General features: G+C 48.2%; 17 protein-coding genes. 16 read left to right on the top strand and 1 reads right to left on the bottom strand.

Annotation, left to right across the window (positions count from 1 at the left end; genetic code table 11):
- Positions 1–2 precede the first annotated feature (2 nt).
- The 3 genes from mazG (at position 3) to BBR47_RS00705 (ending at position 4,000) form a co-directional block, all read left to right on the top strand.
- On the top strand, positions 3–1,472 hold the full coding sequence (mazG, locus tag BBR47_RS00695) for a nucleoside triphosphate pyrophosphohydrolase (RefSeq protein WP_012683878.1): 1,470 nt from the start codon (positions 3–5) through the stop codon (positions 1,470–1,472).
- On the top strand, positions 1,462–1,755 hold the full coding sequence (locus BBR47_RS00700) for an RNA-binding S4 domain-containing protein (protein ID WP_012683879.1): 294 nt from the start codon (positions 1,462–1,464) through the stop codon (positions 1,753–1,755). The genes mazG and BBR47_RS00700 overlap by 11 nt, the downstream gene beginning before the upstream one ends.
- Before the next feature lie 109 nt (positions 1,756–1,864).
- Positions 1,865–4,000, top strand: a complete 2,136-nt coding sequence (locus BBR47_RS00705; RefSeq protein ID WP_012683880.1) for a GDYXXLXY domain-containing protein — start codon at positions 1,865–1,867, stop codon at positions 3,998–4,000.
- Between the two features lie 26 nt (positions 4,001–4,026).
- On the opposite strand, the gene BBR47_RS00710 is transcribed toward BBR47_RS00705, so the two are convergent.
- The gene (locus tag BBR47_RS00710) at positions 4,027–5,307 is read right to left on the bottom strand and encodes an MDR family MFS transporter (protein ID WP_012683881.1); all 1,281 of its coding nucleotides are present in this window, start codon (positions 5,305–5,307) and stop codon (positions 4,027–4,029) included.
- Positions 5,308–5,405: 98 nt separating this feature from the next.
- On the opposite strand from BBR47_RS00710, the gene BBR47_RS00715 reads away from it, so the two are divergent.
- The 13 genes from BBR47_RS00715 to ftsH all read left to right on the top strand — a co-directional run bounded on the left by BBR47_RS00715 (position 5,406) and on the right by ftsH (position 20,564).
- Positions 5,406–7,184: an SgrR family transcriptional regulator gene (locus BBR47_RS00715; RefSeq protein WP_041749192.1), complete on the top strand. Its 1,779-nt coding sequence runs from the start codon at positions 5,406–5,408 to the stop codon at positions 7,182–7,184.
- Positions 7,185–7,244: 60 nt separating this feature from the next.
- Positions 7,245–9,281: a copper amine oxidase N-terminal domain-containing protein gene (locus tag BBR47_RS00720; protein WP_012683883.1), complete on the top strand. Its 2,037-nt coding sequence runs from the start codon at positions 7,245–7,247 to the stop codon at positions 9,279–9,281.
- A gap of 123 nt (positions 9,282–9,404) precedes the next feature.
- Positions 9,405–9,689 (top strand): sporulation protein YabP, encoded by a 285-nt coding sequence (gene yabP / locus BBR47_RS00725; RefSeq protein ID WP_007726414.1) that lies wholly within the window; start codon positions 9,405–9,407, stop codon positions 9,687–9,689.
- Complete coding sequence (yabQ, locus tag BBR47_RS00730) at positions 9,686–10,258, top strand: spore cortex biosynthesis protein YabQ (RefSeq protein WP_012683884.1); 573 nt, start codon at positions 9,686–9,688, stop codon at positions 10,256–10,258. The genes yabP and yabQ overlap by 4 nt, the downstream gene beginning before the upstream one ends.
- Positions 10,259–10,276: 18 nt before the next feature.
- Entirely contained in the window at positions 10,277–10,585 is a 309-nt protein-coding gene (locus BBR47_RS00735; RefSeq protein WP_012683885.1) for an FtsB family cell division protein, read from the top strand.
- Positions 10,586–11,108: 523 nt separating this feature from the next.
- Positions 11,109–13,583 (top strand): stage II sporulation protein E, encoded by a 2,475-nt coding sequence (gene spoIIE, locus BBR47_RS00740; RefSeq protein ID WP_012683886.1) that lies wholly within the window; start codon positions 11,109–11,111, stop codon positions 13,581–13,583.
- 120 nt (positions 13,584–13,703) lie between these two features.
- Positions 13,704–14,465, top strand: coding sequence for a vWA domain-containing protein (locus BBR47_RS00745; RefSeq protein WP_012683887.1), 762 nt, complete (start codon positions 13,704–13,706; stop codon positions 14,463–14,465).
- Positions 14,422–15,390: a serine/threonine protein kinase gene (locus BBR47_RS00750; protein WP_012683888.1), complete on the top strand. Its 969-nt coding sequence runs from the start codon at positions 14,422–14,424 to the stop codon at positions 15,388–15,390. Before BBR47_RS00745 ends, BBR47_RS00750 begins: the two co-directional genes overlap by 44 nt.
- A gap of 15 nt (positions 15,391–15,405) precedes the next feature.
- Positions 15,406–16,155: a threonine/serine exporter family protein gene (locus tag BBR47_RS00755; protein WP_012683889.1), complete on the top strand. Its 750-nt coding sequence runs from the start codon at positions 15,406–15,408 to the stop codon at positions 16,153–16,155.
- Between the two features lie 5 nt (positions 16,156–16,160).
- On the top strand, positions 16,161–16,613 hold the full coding sequence (locus BBR47_RS00760; RefSeq protein ID WP_012683890.1) for a threonine/serine exporter family protein: 453 nt from the start codon (positions 16,161–16,163) through the stop codon (positions 16,611–16,613).
- Positions 16,585–18,012, top strand: a complete 1,428-nt coding sequence (tilS, locus tag BBR47_RS00765; RefSeq protein ID WP_012683891.1) for a tRNA lysidine(34) synthetase TilS — start codon at positions 16,585–16,587, stop codon at positions 18,010–18,012. The genes BBR47_RS00760 and tilS overlap by 29 nt, the downstream gene beginning before the upstream one ends.
- A complete protein-coding gene (gene hpt, locus BBR47_RS00770) occupies positions 18,009–18,548 on the top strand; it encodes a hypoxanthine phosphoribosyltransferase (RefSeq protein WP_012683892.1) in 540 nt (179 codons plus the stop codon). The genes tilS and hpt overlap by 4 nt, the downstream gene beginning before the upstream one ends.
- Before the next feature lie 69 nt (positions 18,549–18,617).
- On the top strand, positions 18,618–20,564 hold the full coding sequence (gene ftsH / locus BBR47_RS00775; protein WP_012683893.1) for an ATP-dependent zinc metalloprotease FtsH: 1,947 nt from the start codon (positions 18,618–18,620) through the stop codon (positions 20,562–20,564).
- The last annotated feature ends 191 nt before the right edge of the window (positions 20,565–20,755 follow it).

Here is a 20,755-nt window from a genome sequence, read left to right on the forward strand (position 1 = left end):
AAATGAAGAATAAGACCATTACCGTAGTCGGTCTTGGTGCCGGAGATTTGGACCAGCTTCCTTATGGCATCTATCGTACGCTCAAAGCTGCCAAACAGCTGTATTTGCGCACGAAAGAGCATCCGGTCGTAGCCGAGTTGATCGCAGAAGGCATCACGATTGAATCCTTTGACGATGTATATGAGCAGCACGATACGTTTTCCGATGTGTACACCGATATTGTGGAGCGGCTTTTTTCACGGGTAAACGAAGCGGGCAGCCTTGTCTATGCCGTGCCAGGTCATCCTTTGGTGGCGGAACGTACCGTGCAGTTGTTGCTAGCAGAGGGACCAAACCGTGGCGTAGAAATCGAAATTGGCGGTGGACAGAGCTTTATCGATCCGTTGTTTGCCCGCCTACATATCGATCCGATTGAGGGATTCTCTCTGCTGGATGGGACGGCGCTCGCTGCTCATCAAGTGTCACCGGGTCTGCACACGATTATCGCGCAAGTGTACGATGCGTTTGTCGCCTCTGATGTGAAGCTGACCTTGATGGAAGTGCTGCCAGATGATTACGAGGTGACGGTAGCGACAGCCGTAGGGGTAACGGGTCAAGAAATCATTGAGACAGTCCCGTTGTATGAACTGGACAGACTCGATCATTTCGGGAATTTGTCCCTGGTGTATGTACCGCCGACGAAGGACGAGAAGGTGTCGTACCGCCAATTCTCCTACTTGAAGGAGATCGTGGCGATCCTGCGCAGTCCGGATGGATGCCCGTGGGATCGCGAGCAAACACATCAAAGCATCCGCAAAAACTTGATTGAAGAGACGTACGAGGTTTTGGAGACGATCGACGACGATGATCCAGATGCGATGTGTGAGGAGCTGGGGGATTTGTTGATGCAAATCATGCTCCATTCACAGATGGCAGCCGAAGACGGATATTTTTCGGTAGATGATGTTGTCGCGACGTTGAATGAAAAGCTAGTTCGCCGCCACCCGCACGTATTCGGAGAAAAGAGCGCGAATGATTCCGAGGAAGCGCTGGCGAATTGGCAGGAGATCAAAGCACAGGAAAAAGCAGCAAAAGGCATCGATGTAACGGTTCAATCACAGTTGGCGGGAATACCGCGCGACTTGCCAGCACTGATGTATGCGTACAAGCTGCAAAAGAAAGCAGCCCAAGTCGGCTTTGACTGGGACGATATTGCAGACGTGTTCAAAAAGGTAGAAGAGGAATACCACGAACTACAAGAAGCATCAGAGGAAGAACGAGCTGGCGAGTTGGGTGATTTACTATTTGCGGTAGTCAATCTGGCGCGTTTCCTCGGGCTCGATCCGGAGGAAGCCCTCGCATTGACCAACAACAAGTTCAAGAAGCGCTTTTCCTATATTGAAGGCAAGCTGCAAGAAGCGGGCCGTACCTTTGAGCAGACGGACCTGCAAGAAATGGACAAATGGTGGGAGGAAGCCAAACATGAGACTTGATAAATACTTGAAAGTGTCTCGACTGATCAAGCGGCGCACGCTCGCAAAAGAAGTGTGCGACAAACAGCGTGTGGAAATTAACGATCGCCCTGCAAAGGCATCCAGTAATGTGAAAATCGGCGACAAGCTGGCAATCCGTTTCGGACAAAAAATCGTTTCGGTAAAAGTAGAGGATATCAAAGAAAACCCACGCAAAGAAGAAGCGGCTTCACTGTATACCGTCATCGGCGAAGTTCCCGTTCCACGTGATGAAAAAGAAGAAGACGCCTACCTCAAAGGGTAATGTGCATACGAACAGAGACTGCCGGGATGGCAGTCTTTTTTTAGGCTTTTTTTCAACGAAGGGATATAATGGGAGTACTTGAGGGTATTTCCGAAGGGATGTGTGCTGTATGCAACAAAACGGGGTTCGAACGGGTTACTTTTTGTCCATTTCGCTTCTGTTATCATCTATCCTATACTTTTTTGCTTCGAACTGGCCGCTTATGGTCAGGGAACAAAAGATCGGCGTCAGTGTGGCAATCCTCGTTCTTTTTTATTTATTATCCTATGGACTGCGTTTTATCAAACGACATTCGTTTTTGAGCAATTGGCTTCTGGTAGCTGGAGGCTTGGCTTTTGGCACCAGTGTGGCATTGTTGGGGCAAATATACAATTCACATGCCGACAGCTATATGCTGTTCGTCGTATGGCTCATACCGAATTTGCTGTTCGCGATTTTCACGCGCTATCAGCCATTCTATGTCATCAGCTATGTCCTCGCTCATTTAGCGATTTATTTCTTTCTCCATCCATCCGTCATTCATGTAGCGCGTGAAGACGAGTGGTGGTTCATGATTTTTTGGTTGATTGCGTTGGGGAATATGGTCCTGTTCTGGTTAACCTCTACGGGGAAATGGCATTCCAAGCCGATTTACTACCTATCATTTCTGACGTTTTCCCTCAGTCTTTTCGGTTCATCCTTCACCGAAGTGTATGGTCCGCTCCCTGAGCTTTTATATGTCCTGACGGGCGGGATTCTATTTGTTACGTTTTTAAAATGGGTGCCGAGTCGCGGGCTTCTGATTGTGACGGCATCGTTGCTCGCGCTGTTTGTGCTCGCTAATTTCATATCCTATATGGTGCAATATTTCTCAGAAAGCTTCTTTGTTTTCATGCTGCTGCTGACTGTACTCATTGTTTGGGGAGCAGTTGCAGGGATTAATTGGCTGCGCAAGGAATCAGCGCATCAAAAAAGCAAATGGGTTGTGTTTTTTCAAGAGGCATTCACGGTTCTCGTCACAACCATTGCCGCATCCATTGGAGCCACTTCGATAGCAGGTCTGCTTTTTCTGATCATTCAAGACGAAGTGGTTATTGATTTACTGTTTTTCCTTTCATTAATTGGCTTTATTGGCCCTGTGGTGTTTATGAGCAGGATGAATACAACGGTACGATATACGCTGCTCACAATGGGGTATCTATTGGGTGTCGGTTCTATTCTCTTTTTAGAAGGAGCTTATTGGATCGTTTTCCTGTTGGTACTGTTATACGTGTGGAAAGCTGTCTCAGCCATTCCGGCGCGGCTTTTGACACAGTTGACCTTTTTAGTCGTCCTCGCTACGAAGCTGGATGAGTACCTGCCTTCCTTTGAATATGTGCTCGTAATCATCTTTGCTACGCAGATGGGGATGCATTACGTAAAGCAATTGCCAGTCGTTTTGCAAAACAGCTCGTTGGTGTACGCCTTACTCTCGCTTTTGATCCTGACGGAGAAAAGCTTTCAATCAGGCTCCATGGATGTGGTCGTGAATCTGGCTTTTTTCGCAGTCAGCACGTATTTGTTGTACCGGACATTGCATCAGCAAAATAGGGTGAGATTTGGAATCGTGCTCGGTTTCTGGTTTGCCTTTCTCCTCATGAAGTACTACGACATGCTATGGAGCTTGCTGCACAAGTCACTGAGCCTGCTTTTGCTTAGCCTGGTGTTTTTCGTCGCTACCTTGTGGTGGGATCGAAGGGCGAAAATCGAGTGGCCAAAAAGCGAGCCTTCCCTTTTTGTGAGAAAAGCGCTTGTGTTGCTTCCTGTCATTTTGCTGCAATTTGCTTTGATTGGCTATCAAGTATGGAGCAGTGAGACGATCCTGGCCAACGGAAAAACGGTGAAGCTGGAGCTGGTCCCAATCGATCCGCGTTCGTTGCTGCAAGGGGATTACGTCAGACTTGGCTACACCATATCTGCATTGGACCAGGAACAGGTTGACTCAGGGGATAAGATTCGTGTCGTACTCCGTCAACAAGCAAATGGCTTGCACAGCTACAGTGGCTATTACGAGCGCAATGGTCAATGGAATCGGGCTTACGAGCCTCAGCCATCGGATGTGATTATTAATGGAAGCACAATCGGTGGCAATCGAGTGGAATACGGCATAGAAAGCTATTTTGTCCCGGAAGGAACCGGACTTGAAGTGGAGCGGAATGCCAAATACGCTATTGTGAAAATTGGCGGGAGAGGCGATGCCATTTTGGAGAGCCTGACGAACCAGTAACATTTCAAAAAAAGAAGCTGCCTGTGTCATCGGGCAGCTTCTTTTGTGTGAGGAAGTAAACGTTCTTTGGAATCCATTTGCAACACGATCGAGCGGGTGAGGATGACACCTACGACCCCCAGCGAAAAGATGAGGAGTGCCATTAGATAGGATGGGAGGACAGCTCCCAAAGTGATTCCGACTGCCCCCATGATCCGCGCTCCGGGCACAACAAGTCCGTTCACAGCCATGTAGGAGCTACGTAAATCATCCTTTACAATTTGCGCCAGATAGGTTTGGCGAATGGGAGCGTGAATCAGCTCGCCTATTGTGCTTATAAGCACCGCAGCCAGGATAACGATAAGGGAGTTGCTGTACATAATCAGTGAGTACCCGGCAATATACATCAGTCCACTTATATACAAGGCAGGTGCTTCTTTCAAGCGCTCGATGAGCTTGGTGACGGCAAGAGAGAATAATACCACGAGCAGCGTATTTTCGAGTTGGATCAAGCTGAATATTTTGATGCCAGTCAGTTCAACAGTAAACCAGTCAAATAAACCAATGCTCCGCGGGGCAAACTCCTGAGCAAGTCTGACAGCGATGTAGTTAGGTGTTTGGAATTCCGGTGCAAAGATGAGCATGCCGCTTAGTGAAAAGAGGATGAACCGACGGTCAGTCATTACCAGCTTGTAGCTTGCAACCATATCCCGTAAGATACCTGTCCTCGATCCGATAGGGGGCATTGGCTTTGGCTGGTACGATTCCTTGATGGAAAAGGCGATGATCACCAGTGTGAGAAAGCTGACAACCGTTAGCACGAGAAGCAGTTCAAAGCGATGGGTAGCAAACAAGAGTCCTCCCACCACAGAACCTAGCGCAATCGATAAGTTGTTGGACCAGTAGCTGATGCCGTACATATACGTCCGGTTTTCTTTCGTACTGACATCGATGAGCATCGCATCTGCGGCAGGGTTAATCATTCCGTTACTCGCATTCTGAACGAGCATCATGGCAAACGTGAGCCAAGCAGAGTCGAGCCACGGGGAGTTCGCTGCCATCATGATGAAGAGAGCGCAGCACTGAATCCATTGTCCGTATACCATCACTTTTTTTCTGCCCCACCGATCAGCCAGGTAGCCTCCGTAGAAGCCCATCAAGATTTGCGCACATACGGTCAGGACTAACAGGAGCCCCGTTATAGCAGGACCGAGCTTGGCAGAAAAGTAGATGGCCATAAAAGGGAAGATCATATTTCCTACCAGACGTGTCAGAAAGGAAGTCACGATTCGTATGCGAATGTTGGGATGGAGTTGCGAAAAGCTCATGGGGACGACCTCCTTTTTTCCAATTGTAGCTATGAAAAGGAGAAGAAAAAGGGTAAGATTCCTCTATAAATTTCACCTTTTAAGGAATGGGATGCCTTATGAAAAGCAATGAGCACTTTATGCAGATGCTACTCGGGCTATCCGAATGGGAGACGGGGCGCGAACAAAAGATCGGTATACAAGAGTTGTCCCATCTTCTATGCTGTACGCCCCGCAATGTGAAACTGATTTTGCGCAAATGGGAGAGTGAGGGGCTTCTTTTATGGAAGGCAGGGGTAGGTCGGGGCAATCATTCGAGGCTCACGATTCTCTGCGATATCACTGACTTTTTGGCTAGTTACTTTCAGAAGCGACTGATGGACGGAAAAGTTGGAGAAGCAGTGGAGCTTTTGCATCATAAAAATTTGCCTGCGGGTGCGAAGCGGCTTTTGCAGGAAACATGGGACAGTCAATTCGGATTTGTTGCAATAGAGAACGATAAGAGGAGTCAGGAGATTTTACGTATTCCGCGTGAACGAGCTTTTTCCACCATCGACCCTGCATTCGTAGCAGTAGCGGCGGAGAGTCATTTTATCCAGCAAATCTGCCACACGCTTGTCATTTTCGATTTGGCAACACAAGACTTTAAGCCCCAGCTAGCCTATGCTTGGGAAAGAAATTTGGATATGACTGCTTGGACCTTCTATTTACGAAAAGGAGTCCGATTTCACCATGGTCGTGTACTGACAGGAGAAGATGTAACCTATACCGTTCAGCGACTGATTCAGCTGGATTCGCCGTATCGTTGGCAAGTGGACGATATCGATTGGATCGAACAGCGAAATGACGGAGCTATTACTTTTCATTTGCGGAAGCCAAACGGTTTTTTCTTGCATTTAGTATCTTGCATCGGAATGTCGATCTTGCCGCATGATGTGCTGTTTTCGGAGTCTGCGATTGTGGGGACAGGTCCGTTTCGGATGGTCGAATTTACAGAGGATCGGTTGGTATTGGCAGCGTTCGACGACTATTATCGGGAGCGGGCGATTCTGGATCGGGTAGAAATCTGGCGAGTACCGGGATCATGTTCTTCGAAGCAACGGTATCAGCTCTCGCTGGCTGAGGATGAAGCGACGGAAGATGATAGCAAATCTCTGGAGGTTCAAGAGGTGGGCTGTCACTATCTGAACTTCAACTTTCGAAAGCCAGGTATTCAGCACGACTTCGCTTTTCGCCAGGCAATCAAACTACTGATTGACCCTGTACAAATGATTCGAGACTTGAAAAAAGAGACGTTTACGCCTGCCGGAAGCTTTTTGCCGGAAAGAAGCCAACGTATGCACTTTTCCTCCCATACCATAGAGGAGGCGGCTCACTGGCTACAAAAAAGCGCGTATCAGGGCGAGGCTGTCTTGTTGAGTTTTAACGACACGAAAAAAGTGAGAGAAGAAGCAGAGTGGCTCCATGAGAGGTGTCAGCGGGTTGGCATTCGACTTGAATTGCAGGGCATTACGAAAGGCCAGTTCTTGTCGTACGATACAGCTCAACATGCCGATATGGCTATGATGGGGGAAGTCCTGCAACGTGATATCGAGCTGGGGCTGATGGAGATATACAAAAACAAATGCTCCTTGGTACATCGTTTTTTAGATGATGACAGGCTGGCGATTGTTGAGGAGCGGATGTCAAAAATTCTTCAGCTACAGGACAGCAAAGAACGTATGCGGGCGTTGGAAAAGATGGAGGACATACTTAAGGATGAGGCGTGGCTGCTTTTCCTGTACCATACGAAGCGATTCGATCACTACCATCCCGCCTTGCAAGGAATTGCGGTCGATTCGTTTGGATGGATCGACTTTTCCAAGCTGTGGGTAAAATCATTCGTTACCAGTCTGTAACCCTTTCCTGCCGAACATTTCCTATCATAGTAGGGAACTTTAGATAAGGAGGCGTTACCGTTGAACAAAAGCGTAAACAAAGGGATCTCAGTGCTGCTAGCCACTGCGGTACTGGCAAGTCCAGTGATGCTCGAGCCAAAAGCGGCTTATGCTCTCTCTATCGAGGATGTTTCTGCAGACAGTACACGTGTGGACGAGGAAACAGAATATACGATTGAGTTTGAAATCAATAAGGACCTATCATCGGGCGACAGTATTTTCGTTAGGTTCCCATCTGACTATTCGGTGGATAAAAAATTAAAAAAATCGGACGTCACGCTAAAAGATGACGATAATGACAAGATTTCGATCGACAGCGTATCCGTAAGCAAAAATGTGGTTGAGGTCGAAGTCGATGAGAAGATCAGAAAAGGCACTGTGCTTACACTAACCATTGATAATATCACCAACCCGGAAGACAAGGGCAGCTACGAGATCGAAGTGAAAACAAGTGCGGAGACCAGCTACAAGGGCGAAAAGATTACGATCAGCAAATCTTCGAGCAGTAGCAGCAGCAGTAGTAGCAAGGGTGACTTCGAGGCTTCCCCAAGCAGTAAAAATGCCGAGGACTCCATCTCCTTAACGCTCGGAAAATTTAATCTCAGCTCGAAAAGCAGGCTGAAAGAGGGCAAATACATTTATGTCAATTTCCCCTCCAAGGACATGCTGCCAAAGAGCATCAGCAAATCTGATGTGAAGGTAAACGGGTACAAACCGGATTACGTTTCGATTCTCGACAGCGACTCGATTCGGATTGAGATCCCGAGCGGTGCAGACGGAGATAGCTACATAAAGCTGGAGTTTACCTCTTCCGCGGGAATTGTAAACCCATCGAAACCAGACAAGTACTATTCGTATGAAATCGAATATGACAGCAAAGAATACAAGTCAAAAGATGTAGAGATTACAAACACAAGCAATACGCCATTCACCGTTTCTTTGTCGGATAGTGCAGCGGGAGCGCGTACGAGCTATACATTTGACGTGGATCTTTCCAACAAGCTGGGGTCGAACGCAGAAATCGAGGTCGAATTCCCAAATGGAGTAACCGTTCCACCGGTTCTTACCAGTAACAGCGTCACCGTCAATGGCGCACAAGTGACGAATGTAAGCGTGTTGGGGAATAAGGTTTATTTCCGCACACCTTACGGATTCACTAGTACGAATCGCGCGAGCATCAAGTTTGCATTCGAAGGCTACTTGACCACTCCGAGAACAGCGGGAACCTATACCGTGACCGCCAAGATCGACAACAAGACCTATAAGTCGAAGGAATTTCAAGTTTCCGGAGTGACTCCACCAGTTGCGGTGGATAATACATTGGCAACGGTTGGGCTGACGAGAGCGACTGCCTCTACTCCTGCTGGTATTTCAATCGGCATCAAAGCTATGGGTGCTCCGATTGTTCGTAATCAGGGCTTCATTGAAGTCGTACTCCCAGTTGGCTTCCGTGTTCCAGCTTACTTGCCAGCGAACACAGTAACGGTGAACGGTGTGGCCGCTAGCTTTGTTGGTGTACGCGGACAAAATCTGATTATTATTCCTGCCCAGGATATTCCGGCAAAAACAGTAGCTCAGGTCAATATCGCCGAGTCTGCTGGCATTGTGAATCCGGCTACTCCAGGTGTGTACAGCATTGGCGTCTACAACTCCGAGGAGAGAGGTCTGCTCTTCTCCCGTCCGGCGACCATCGTAGCTCTGAACGGCGTGAGCTTCAAGCAAAGCGTCGCTTCCTTTACGAAGGCTGGTAAAACAACCGGACTCGCAGTGGCACCGTATACCGTAAATGGCAACACGCTAATGCCAACTACGTTTTTCCGAGATGCCCTCGGGTTTTCGATCAGCTACACCAAAACAACGGCAAAAGTCGTGAGCGGCAATACGGTCATGCAATTCAAGGTCGGTTCAAACGTAGCGACCATCAATGGCAAGAATGTAACGCTGCCTACAGCGGTTCAGTTGAAAAACAACGTTCCTACCCTGCCTCTGAAAACCATCACGGAGCGTACCGGTTACAAAATCATCTACGTGAACGGGAACTATACCGTTTACAAGTAAAGATAGTGAGACGAAACCCCGTATTTATATGGGGTTTTCTTTTGTGTATGGACCGTTTTTGTTCTAACAGGACATCCCTCCCCATACGATAGTACAAGAAGGGTACGTGAGGAGGGAGTAATCATGAACGATCACACGAGACGGCCACGTCATGAAGTCGTGATGATTAATCGTCGCAGCTTAGCGATTTCGGGAGTAAAAAACGTCGAAAGCTTTGACAGCGAAGAATTCCTCTTGGAGACGGACGGCGGCTTTTTAACCATACGAGGCCAAAACCTGCATATGAAAAATCTGAGTCTGGAAACCGGAGAAGTAGCGATCGAGGGGCTCGTTCACGAGATGGCCTATCTGGAGCAAGGGCAGGCCGGCGATCGGTCGAGAGGATTCTTCGGCAAGTTATTCAAGTGAACATCGTCATCCAGTTGCAGACGGTATTGGCCATGTCGACGTGTGGTGCACTGATGGGTATGGGATTTGATACGTACCATGTATTTAAGGGCAAGGCCAGACTGCCACTCTGGTTGGTCTTTTTCTTTGACATCCTTTTTTGGGTGGGCAGTATGGGCGTTGTCTTCATAGTTTTGGTGAAAGTGAACGACGGGATCATTCGGTTTCCGATATTTTTTGGAATGATATTTGGCGCGTGGCTATATTTCTTATTAGGTAGTAAGAAGTATATCCTTTTCTTGCACCGCGTGATAAAATTCTGTCAGTGGTTTTACCGTACGGTCGTAAAAATTATAGACATCCTGCTAGTACGTCCTGTCCTCTTTCTTTTCCGCGTGATCATCATGGTGCTGACATTTTTGTATTCCGTGTTGCTCGGGATCCTCGGCTTTTTGTGGAAAGTGACGCGTTTTGTCACCTCTCCTTTTGCCAGATGGGGTCAACATTTGGGGAAAAAAATGTACGGAAAAACAACAGGATTTTGGACCAATTGGAAGAATTGGTTTCACTCAAAGAGAAAGCGGGAGTAGATTCGAGGTGGCGTACTGATGAAGGAATCAAGAACCTCTTCCATTAACCGAAAAGGGCAAAGAAGGAGAATGCGTCTCTTTTTCTTTGTGATCCTGTGCTTTTTCGTCTGGACTAGCTATACCTTGTTTTTGCAAAGTGGCGAGTTGTCCAAGAAGGAGACAGAGCTGGGAGTCTTGAAGCAAGAATCAGCTGTCTTGCAGCAAAAGCAAGACGATCTGACCTATGAAGCAAGTCGGTTAAACGATCAGGAGTACTTGGCAGAGCTGGTACGTAAGCGAATTTTGTTTACCAAGCAAGGCGAAAGCATCTATATGATTCCGGATTGAGTATACAGCTGATCTTCAACGAGAGGGAAACATTCCGCGTCGGAGCGTGTGTTCATCTGCCAGGCGATGTGACCGGACTGGTGCATATTAGTGAAATTGCTGACGTCTACGTCCGGGACATCCATCCATTTTTAAAAATAAGTCTTCGTGAGGCAAGCTCAGCCACCCCGCTATCAGCGGGAACAGTCCCTCTTGAAGAAAAGCGTAGAGAAAAAGGGCCGCAGTCGGCCTTTTTTAATTCGGAAAATTATGACTTTTCTTTCTTTGTGGAAAGTGTATTTTGAAAGTAAAAATAGGAAGGTCATTTCAAAGTCTTGACGAATACAGTATCCTAAGCCCGTTTCGCAAAGCGCGAATCACCTGTCAGCCGACGTTATCCGCCATAACGTCGGTTTTTTTTGTCCATTTGCGTTACTGAATTTGTCGCACGATTCCGTGAATATTCATTGGATTTTTGACAAATTTTACAATGCCCCCTCCGTATAATGGAGAAACACATTGACAAAGAACGGGGTGGAGCGAAATGATTGCGAACAAAAACGTAACACAAGCCGGACATGCTTGGACGCGGCAAGTGTCCGATCGAATGGGTACCACTGCCCAGACGTGGGGAGAAAAAGTAGCAGATATCATAGAGAAGTGGAATGTTCTCCCCATCCTTATGGGCTTCTTATTAGGACGAGCTCTGATCGTGGAGGAGCTAACTCCCTTTGCTATACCGTATTTCATTGTCATGTTTTATATTCGTCGAGATTGTTTGCTTGTCACGGGGATGGCTCTTATTATCGGTGCTTTTACCCAGTCGGTGCCAGTTGGACTGGAAACCTCCTTAAGCGTAATACTTGCTTTCTTTGCCTGCAAACTGATGAATAAAATGCGTAAGAAAGATTTTTCACGGACGCCTTTGCTGGTTGTTGGGACGATTTTCATCAGCCGTCTGTTGTATGCGGTTCTGACCAATCAGGTAACGACTTACGAGCTCGTGATGGTTGCAGTAGAAGCGATTCTTGGCTTTGTGCTGACGCTCATATTCATTCAGTCCTTATCGATCATTCATTTGGCGAAGCCTTATGAGCCTCTCAAAAATGAAGAGATCGTTTCGTTAGTCATTTTACTGGCTTCCCTGATGACGGGTACTGTGGATTGGATGGTCGAAGGGATTTCGATGGAGCATGTGCTTTCACGCTATTTGCTGCTCGTGTTTGCTTTTGTCGGTGGTGGCACGATCGGTGCGGCTGTTGGTGTGGTTACAGGTCTCATCCTCAGTCTGGCTAATGTGAGTGCTCTTTTACAAATCAATCTGCTTGCTTTTTCCGGTCTTTTGGCAGGCTTGCTGAAGGAAGGCGGCAAAGTGGGTGTATCTGCAGGCTTATTAATCGGTACGGCTATTCTCGCGATTTATGGTGGAGCAGAAGAGACACTCTACTTCTCCTTGATCGAAACCTCCTTGGCCATTGTGCTCTTCATTCTAACCCCTGCTGCTATTTGGAAAAAAGTAGCGAGATTTATCCCCGGGACTCCCGAGAATCTACAATCCCATCAAGAATATATGCGCCGAGTCCGCGATGTGACGGCGGGCAAAATCCAGCAATTCTCCGACTTGTTTACGCAACTTTCCCATAGCTTTGCCCAAACCGCCGATCCTGAGGAAATAGAAGAACAGGCTGATGCCTTTCTCAGCCGTGTATCTGAATTCACCTGCCAAAAATGCTGGAAAAAAGAACAATGCTGGGAAAAAGATACACAATCGACCTATGAGGGCATGCGCTTTTTAAGGGAAAAAGTGTACGAGCACGGTACATTGGCTGGGGTTACTCCGCCCCGTGATTGGGAGCGCAAGTGTGTAAAAACAGAGAAGGTCATGACTGTGATGGAGCAGGAATACGATCGCCAGCAATCGTTCGACCAACTGAAAAAGCAGATAAAGGAAAGCCGAATGCTTGTAGCTGACCAGCTATCTGGAGTCTCTCGGGTCATGAGTGATTTTGCCCGGGAAATACAGCGAGAGGGAATGGAGCTGAGCTTTCAGGAAAAGCAGGTCTCACAAGCATTGGAGGGCTTGGGTCTATCGGTACGCCGCGTAGAAATACACAGCTTGGAAGAAGGGAAGGTCGATATCGAAATCAGTCAGCCGACTTGCTATGGCCGCGATGAATGCGCGAAGATCGTGGCTCCCATGCTCACGGAGATATTGGGAGAAAACATTGTGGTTCGCGAGCGGCATTGTGAAGCGCAAAAAGACGGTTCATGCACGATGTGCCTTGCTTCCGCCAAAACGTATGAGATCGATATCGGGATTGCAGGTGCAGCCAAAGACGGCAAGCTACTATCTGGTGACAGCTTCCGCACGATGGATTTGGGGAATGGAAAAATGGCGCTGGCGATCAGCGATGGAATGGGAAATGGCGAGCGGGCATCCATAGAGAGTCAATCAGCCCTTGATATGCTCCAGCAGCTTCTTCGTTCTGGCATGGACGAAAAAATTTCGATCAAAACCGTTAATTCCGTGCTCGCCCTGCGCTCGAAGGAGGAAATGTTCGCGACGGTGGACTTGGCTCTGATCGATTTGCAAACCGCTCATACCCGTTTTGTAAAAATCGGCTCCACCCCGAGCTTTGTCAAAAGAAATAAAGATGTCATCACGATTACCGCCAACAACCTGCCAGTTGGGATTTTGGAAGAAATCGAGGTGGATGTCGTATCTCGTATGCTCAAGCCTGGTGATCTGCTCGTCATGATGTCCGACGGTATCTATGAAGCGCCTCGCCATATTGAAAACAGGCAAGCGTGGATGAAGCGAATCATTAGCGAACTGGAGACGAATGATCCACAGGAGGTCGCTGATTTACTATTGGAAAAAGTCATTCGCCAGCATTCCGGACAAATTGTTGATGACATGACCGTGTTGGTGGCGCGAATTGACCGCTTTGTACCACAGTGGGCTGCCATCGCGGTACATGGCATGGAGAAGCTGGAGCGTCCTCGGATTGTAAGTTAGGAGTATGTTTTCTCTATTACCCGTCGATACTGTTGCTAAAAATATCCTGCGAAGTGAAGTGGATGAACGTTCGCTACACGGAGCTGGGACTGACAAAACAGATCGAATGGGGAGATTATTGTGAAAGAAGCGACACTTCGTCAAATACTGGTAGTGACAGACGGTTGCTCCAACTCAGGGATGAGTCCCGTTGCTGCGGCGGCATTGGCAAGGGAGCAAGGAATTACGGTTAATGTGATTGGCGTAATCGACAAGAGTGAGCTGGGTGAGAAAGGGGAGAAGGAAATCAGGGATATTGCGGAAGCAGGAGGTGGACTCTGCGACATCGTGTACCCCCAACAGCTTGCACAAACGGTACAAATGCTGACGCGAAAAGCAATGACGCGCACCATTCATCAAGTGGTCAATAAAGAATTAAAAGAGATTTTGGGCGATTCCGGAATAGAGGAGCTGGCACCTGATAAAAGAGTGCAGGTTGCCGGAATGGTTGACGAGTTGGGTGAAAAAAGCAGCTTGAACGTCGTGATGCTGGTCGATACCTCAGGAAGTATGAAGCCAAAGCTGTCGGCTGTTCAGCAAGCGATTCACGATTTCAGTATCAGTCTGCATTCACGGAGTGGCCATAGCAGAATGGCGGTCGGTTCATTTCCGGGGAAACAAAAGCATCTCGATATCCGCATTCCGTGGACAGAAAAGGTCGAGCAGGCCCATCAAATTACGAGTGATTTGGCAATGAGCGGAATTACTCCTACAGGCCCCGCCATCGTAGAGGCAATTGCCCTGTTTGAGCAGGACAAGCTCCCACGCTCGCTGCAAGATCGTTACATCGATCAAGACGATGAGGACGACTCGAACGGAATGCTGCGTGACCATGTCTTTTAAGGCAGCCACCCCCGACCTGCCCAAGCACTTTACAGGCAAATGGAACAAAAAATCGTACCACGTCCTACGGGAGTTGGGGCGTGGTGCAAACGGGACCGTGTACTTGGTATCCCAAGGTGGCGTACAGCGCGCGGTTAAGGTCGGTGTGGAAGGCATGGATATTTTAATGGAAGTGAATGTGTTGAAAAGCACACAGCAGGGGCGGGATTCCAGAGTGGGACCGCTCCTGTGCGACGTGGATGATCTCGTTGTAAACGGGAAGGCCTGTACGTTTTATGCGATGGAGTATCTTCAAGGCTTGCAACTGGATGAATATATCAAGCAAGAGGGTACGGACTGGGTGGCTGTGATGATGGTGCAATTGCTGGCGCGGCTGGATGTTTTGCATCAGCATGGCTATATTTTTGGCGATTTGAAACCGCAGAATGTGATGGTTACCCAAACGAACAAGCAGGTACGCTTGATTGATTTCGGTGGAGTGACCAAGCTGGGCAATGCGGTTCGGCAGTTTACAGAAGAGTATGATCGAGCTTTTTGGCACGCAGGTGATAGACGGGCTGAAGTAAGTTACGACCTGTTCTCGACAGCCGTGATGATGGTGCGTCTGACGGTTGGACCGGAAACGTGGAAAAACAGCCATGGTGACCCACGTCACACGATATTACTCTGTGATATAATACGAAAAAGTGACAGCCTGTATCCTTACCGAGAGCCTCTATTGAAGGCTTTTCACGGTAAGTTTGCGACCGCGAAAGAAATGCGAGCGGAGCTGTTGGCAGTCTTGCGAGATAGCATGGGCGCCAAACCGCAAAAGTCGCAAAAGAAAGCGCGGGCGAAAGGGAATGTAGGCGCGGGCATTAGCGGTCTTTTTGTCGCCTCGTTACTCCTATTGGCTGGTACTTTGTATTACGCATGGTTTATGTGAAGGATGTGACGGTTCGTGTCCTCAGATTTGGTGATGGATACTTGCTTGTTGGCAGGCTCGATTATTTTGAAAAACGGTGGAGAGACTTACCGGACGGAAGAGACAATGGCATTGATCGCAAAGGCTGCTGGGATGGATGATGTAAACAGCTCGGCAACGCCCACTAGTATCATCCTGTCCTTTCGTTGCAGTGGATTCGATCATACAAGAATGGTTCGTACCCCCAAACGTACGACCAACCTCAATAAAATAACGCTCGTAAATGATGTTTCCCGACAGTTTGTCGGTGGGAAAATTAATTTGGAGCAAGCCTATCGGACGCTGCGTGAGATCGATCAGAAAAAGCAGATCTATCCGAAATGGTTGCAGCATCTAGCAGCCGCTACGGCCAGCGGCTCCTTTGCTATGCTTGCAGGGGGAGATTGGGGCAGTCTGGTTCCCTCTGCGATAGCCGGGTTGATTGTGAACCTGAGCCAGGAATATTTAGAACAGTTTGTCCGGATGAAGTTTTTTACGGAGTTTTCTGCCGCTTTACTAGGAGGACTTTTCGCGTTGTTGACCGTGACGGTCTTTCCGCAGTTGCATTTAAGCATCATTATTATTGGTGCGATGCTACCGTTGTTTCCGGGGATCGCCATCACTAACTCACTTCGAGATTTGATGGCTGGTGATTTGGTTGCAGGTGTTTCACGCGGGGTAGAAGCGATGCTGACAGCTGTCTCCGTAGCGGTAGCCACAGCCATTATTCTTTCGTTTACGAGGTGAGTACGATGTTGTTAAAAGGATTGGCGCTTAGCTTCGCCTCCTCAGTAGCGTGGTGTGTGCTATTCAATGTGCCGGTTCGAACAATCGTAGCGGCTGGTTTAGCCGGAGTGGTCGGGTTTCTCGTCTACTCCATTCTTCCGATCTACGGTGCAGAGGTCTTGCTGTCGACGTTTGTTTCAGCTGCTGTTGTTTCTTTGCTCAGCCAGCTCTTATCTATTATATTGCGAGTTCCTTCTACGAATTTTAGCGTCGCAGGCATTATTCCACTGGTGCCGGGATCGTTGGCTTACAAAGCCATGCTTGCTTTTGTAAACAACGATTATGTCGGAGGGATTACTCAGGCGACCAAGACATTGATGGTGGCCGGCGCGATTGCTTCTGGACTTATATTTGGAATTTCGGTTCTGACGATCTGGAAAGGAGCCCGCTATGCTGGCAAGCGTGCGCAACGAGATTGAGGCCGAGGGGCTTTTGCTTCCAGGTGAGAGCGTTGTTGTCGGAATATCCGGCGGCAACGATTCTACTGCACTGTTGCATATATTGGCTTCTCTCAATAAACAATACCAGTATCAATGGAAGCTGCATGCTGTCCATCTGAATCACGGCTTTCGTGGGGAAGAGGCAAGGCAGGATGCACTCTATGCAGAAGAACTGTGTCGTGAGCTCGGAGTGGTTTTCCACCTATTTGAGTATGACGTCCCCGCTTATATGGAAAAGACGGGATTGGGCGGGCAAGAAGCGAGTCGCGACATTCGCTATCGGCTGTATCGAGAGGTAGGTCTGGCGCAAGGAGCGACCAAGCTGGCATTGGCCCACCATGCTGACGATCAGGTGGAAACGATTCTCTTTCGATTTGTGCGAGGCAGCAGATTGAATGGACTGACAGGGATGCCGAAGCGAAGAATGCTTGCGGATTGCCCGATTGAGCTCGTGCGTCCGCTCTTGCATAAAACGCGTCAAGAACTGGAAGGCTACTGTCGGGAACATCAACTCGTCCCTCGTGAGGATAGTAGCAACCAATCGCGCAAGTATACGCGCAATTTGCTACGTCTGGATGTCATGCCCTTATTAGAAAAAGTGAATGACAAGTATCGGGAGCATATCTTGGCAACTGCAGAGGCAATTCGGCAGGACGAAGCGCTTTTAATGCGGCTGGCGAATGAGCAGTTGAAAAAGGTAATGATTGAGAAAAAACCTGAAGCATTTTTGATGGACAATGACAAGTTTCAAACTTGTGACGTTGCTTTACAAAGGAGAATGATTACTCTAATATTAAGTTATCTCTCAAAACATACCGAATGGTCTTCGCAACATGTGGAGACCGTTTTGCACATGCTAGGGGGAAGTCGCCCTTCTGCGGAATTGCATTTGCCCAATGACCTGGTAGTCGACCGGGTGTACGAGCGAATCACTTTTCGTCGTAGAAAGCGACAGGATCGCATACATACGTATAGTTACGAACTCGCCGTTCCTGGTGTAACCTGGATCGACGAAAGCAAGGCCACGGTACATATTACTTACCTGGAAGGTCCCATGGATTGGGAGCGACTCTCGGCGAATGAAGCGGTCTTTGATGCCGATCAGTTGCCAGGATCGCTGTATTTGCGTAACCGAAAACCTGGAGACCGCATCACCCTGTTTGGCTCAGCAAATGGAAAAAAGCTAAAGGAATTATTGATTGATGCCAAATTTCCACGAGCATGGCGTGACAAGCTTCCGCTTTTGACGGCGGGGGATGAGGTGATTTTGGTACCAGGTGTGCGCCGTTCCGCCGTAGCGCCTATCAATGGACAGACCAGGCGTTTTCTACACGTGCGGGTAGAGTTTGGAGAAGATTGGCGGGAGGTTTTTTCATGAATCAAGACATCGAGAAGATTTTGCTATCAGAAGAGGATATTGCAGGTAAAGTTCGAGAACTGGGTGAGACGCTGGCTGCAGAATACAAGGATAAAAATCCATTGGTCATCTGCGTGCTGAAAGGCGCAGTCATTTTTATGGCTGATCTGATCCGTCACATGAGCATTCCCTGCGAAATGGACTTTATGGCAGTTTCCAGCTACGGAAGTGGAACAGAGTCCTCTGGCATGGTGAAAATCTTGAAGGATCTCGATACATCTGTGGAAAACAGACACGTACTGGTTGTAGAAGACATCATGGACAGTGGACTGACACTGAGTCGCTTGGTAGAGCTGTTGCGCCATCGGGAAGCTGCTTCTGTAAAAGTGGTGACTCTCCTGAACAAACCAGAGCGTCGCAAGGTGGATATTTCACCGGATTACAAGGGTTACGATGTTCCAGACGAATTCGTTGTGGGATATGGCTTGGACTATGCCGAGCACTACCGTAATCTGCCTTATATCGGTGTATTGAAGCCTGAGGTCTACACGAAGTAGGTTTGTTGTGGAGACCGTACTTTCTATGATAAAATGTGAAAAGTGTCTGTTCGTGAGAGGAGGTAAGGAATGAATCGCTTTTTTCGTAATACCGGGTTCTACCTACTGATTTTTCTTGTCACGGTCGGGATCGTGAATTTCATCCTCTCCGGTACTGATAAGGTTGGGAAACTTACATATCAGGAATTCCGGGTACAGCTAAAAGCTGACAACGTCACCGATTTGTCTATTCGACCTGAAAATGGTACTTACAGAGTAGAGGGTACGTTGGCTAAAGCTATTCCGGGACAGGAAAGCAACAAATTCTTCACCAATGTTTTTTTGTATGACTCAGATATTATTAAGCTAGTCGAAGAGAAAATTGATGCACAAAAGATGAAGAATGTAGTTGTTAATCCTGCCGAGGGTAACAGTATTTGGCTCACGTTCTTGACCTCTATCATTCCTTTTGTCATCATCTTCATCCTGTTTTTCTTTCTTCTGAATAATGCCCAAGGTGGCGGAAGCCGAGTAATGAACTTCGGTAAAAGCCGCGCGAAGCTTTACAACGAAGAAAAGAAACGCGTTACTTTTGACGACGTAGCAGGAGCGGACGAAGAAAAGGCTGAGCTGGAGGAAGTCGTTGACTTCCTGAAAGACAACCGCAAGTTCAATGCGGTTGGCGCTCGTATTCCAAAAGGGGTACTGCTCGTAGGTCCTCCGGGTACAGGTAAAACCTTGCTCGCGCGTGCTGTTGCAGGCGAAGCTGGTGTGCCATTCTTCAGCATCTCCGGTTCTGACTTCGTGGAAATGTTCGTTGGGGTAGGTGCATCCCGCGTACGTGACCTGTTTGAAAATGCTAAGAAAAATGCTCCTTGCATTATCTTTATTGACGAGATTGACGCCGTGGGTCGTCAACGCGGAGCTGGACTCGGCGGCGGACACGACGAACGCGAGCAAACTCTCAACCAGTTGCTCGTAGAGATGGACGGTTTTGGTGGAAACGAAGGGATCATCATGATCGCTGCGACCAACCGACCTGACATTCTCGACCCAGCTCTCTTGCGTCCGGGACGTTTTGACCGTCAAATTACAGTTGATCGTCCTGATATCAAAGGCCGTGAAGCGGTACTGAAGGTTCATGCCCGCAACAAGCCGATTGGCGAAGACGTGAAGCTGGAAGTGATTGCTCGTGGTACATCGGGCTTCACAGGTGCAGATTTGGAGAACTTGCTGAATGAAGCGGCTCTCTTGACTGCCCGCAGAAACAAAAAGCAAATCACGATGACGGAAGTAGACGAAGCGATTGACCGCGTGATTGCAGGTCCAGCGAAGAAGTCTCGCGTAGTGAGCGAAGACGAGCGCCGTCTGGTTGCCTTCCACGAAGCTGGTCATACGATCATCGGCTACCACTTGAGAAATGCAGAAATGGTACATAAGGTAACAATCATTCCGCGCGGCCAAGCTGGCGGATACACCGTGATGCTGCCGAAGGAAGACCGTTTCTTTGCTACCAAAACAGACCTGCTCGACAAAATCGTCGGCCTGTTGGGTGGACGTGTTGCGGAAGAATTGGTGCTCGGGGATATTAGTACCGGGGCGCATAATGACTTCCAACGCGCGACTGCTATCGCTCGCAGCATGATTACCGAATACGGAATGAGCAAGCTCGGACCGATGCAATTCGGTAAGAGTCAAGGTCAGGTATTCCTGGGCCGTGACTATGGCAATGAGCGTAACTACTCCGATAAGATTGCGTACGAGATCGATCAAGAAATGCAAAGCATTATCAACGAGTGCTACGCAAAGTGTACAGAATTGCTGACGAAGCACCGTGACCAGCTCGATCTGATTGCGAACACGCTGCTCCGTGTTGAGACTCTCGATGCTGAACAGATCAAGCAATTGATCGAAACAGGTAAAATGGATAACGATCCAGATGCAAATAAAGATGTGGTCGTGAACATTCAACCGAAGCTGGAAGAAGTAAAAGAAGAATCAAAGCAAGAAGATACAAACGAAGAACCGAAACAATAAGGGGCGCCTCAGGTGCCCTTTTTTGCTATAAATACTATGGGTGTTTAGCTCCTAGGTTTTAAAGGTTTCGATGAACCAATAAAGCTAGTGAGAAGAAAAAGCACAGGGCTCGTAGACCTTGACAACGCCAACCCAGTCGGAACTTAAAAAAGGGGACCACGCTTGTCGAACACTTCTTCCTCGAGAAACAT

The organism is Brevibacillus brevis NBRC 100599, assembly GCF_000010165.1.
Taxonomy (GTDB): Bacteria; Bacillota; Bacilli; order Brevibacillales; family Brevibacillaceae; genus Brevibacillus; species Brevibacillus brevis_D.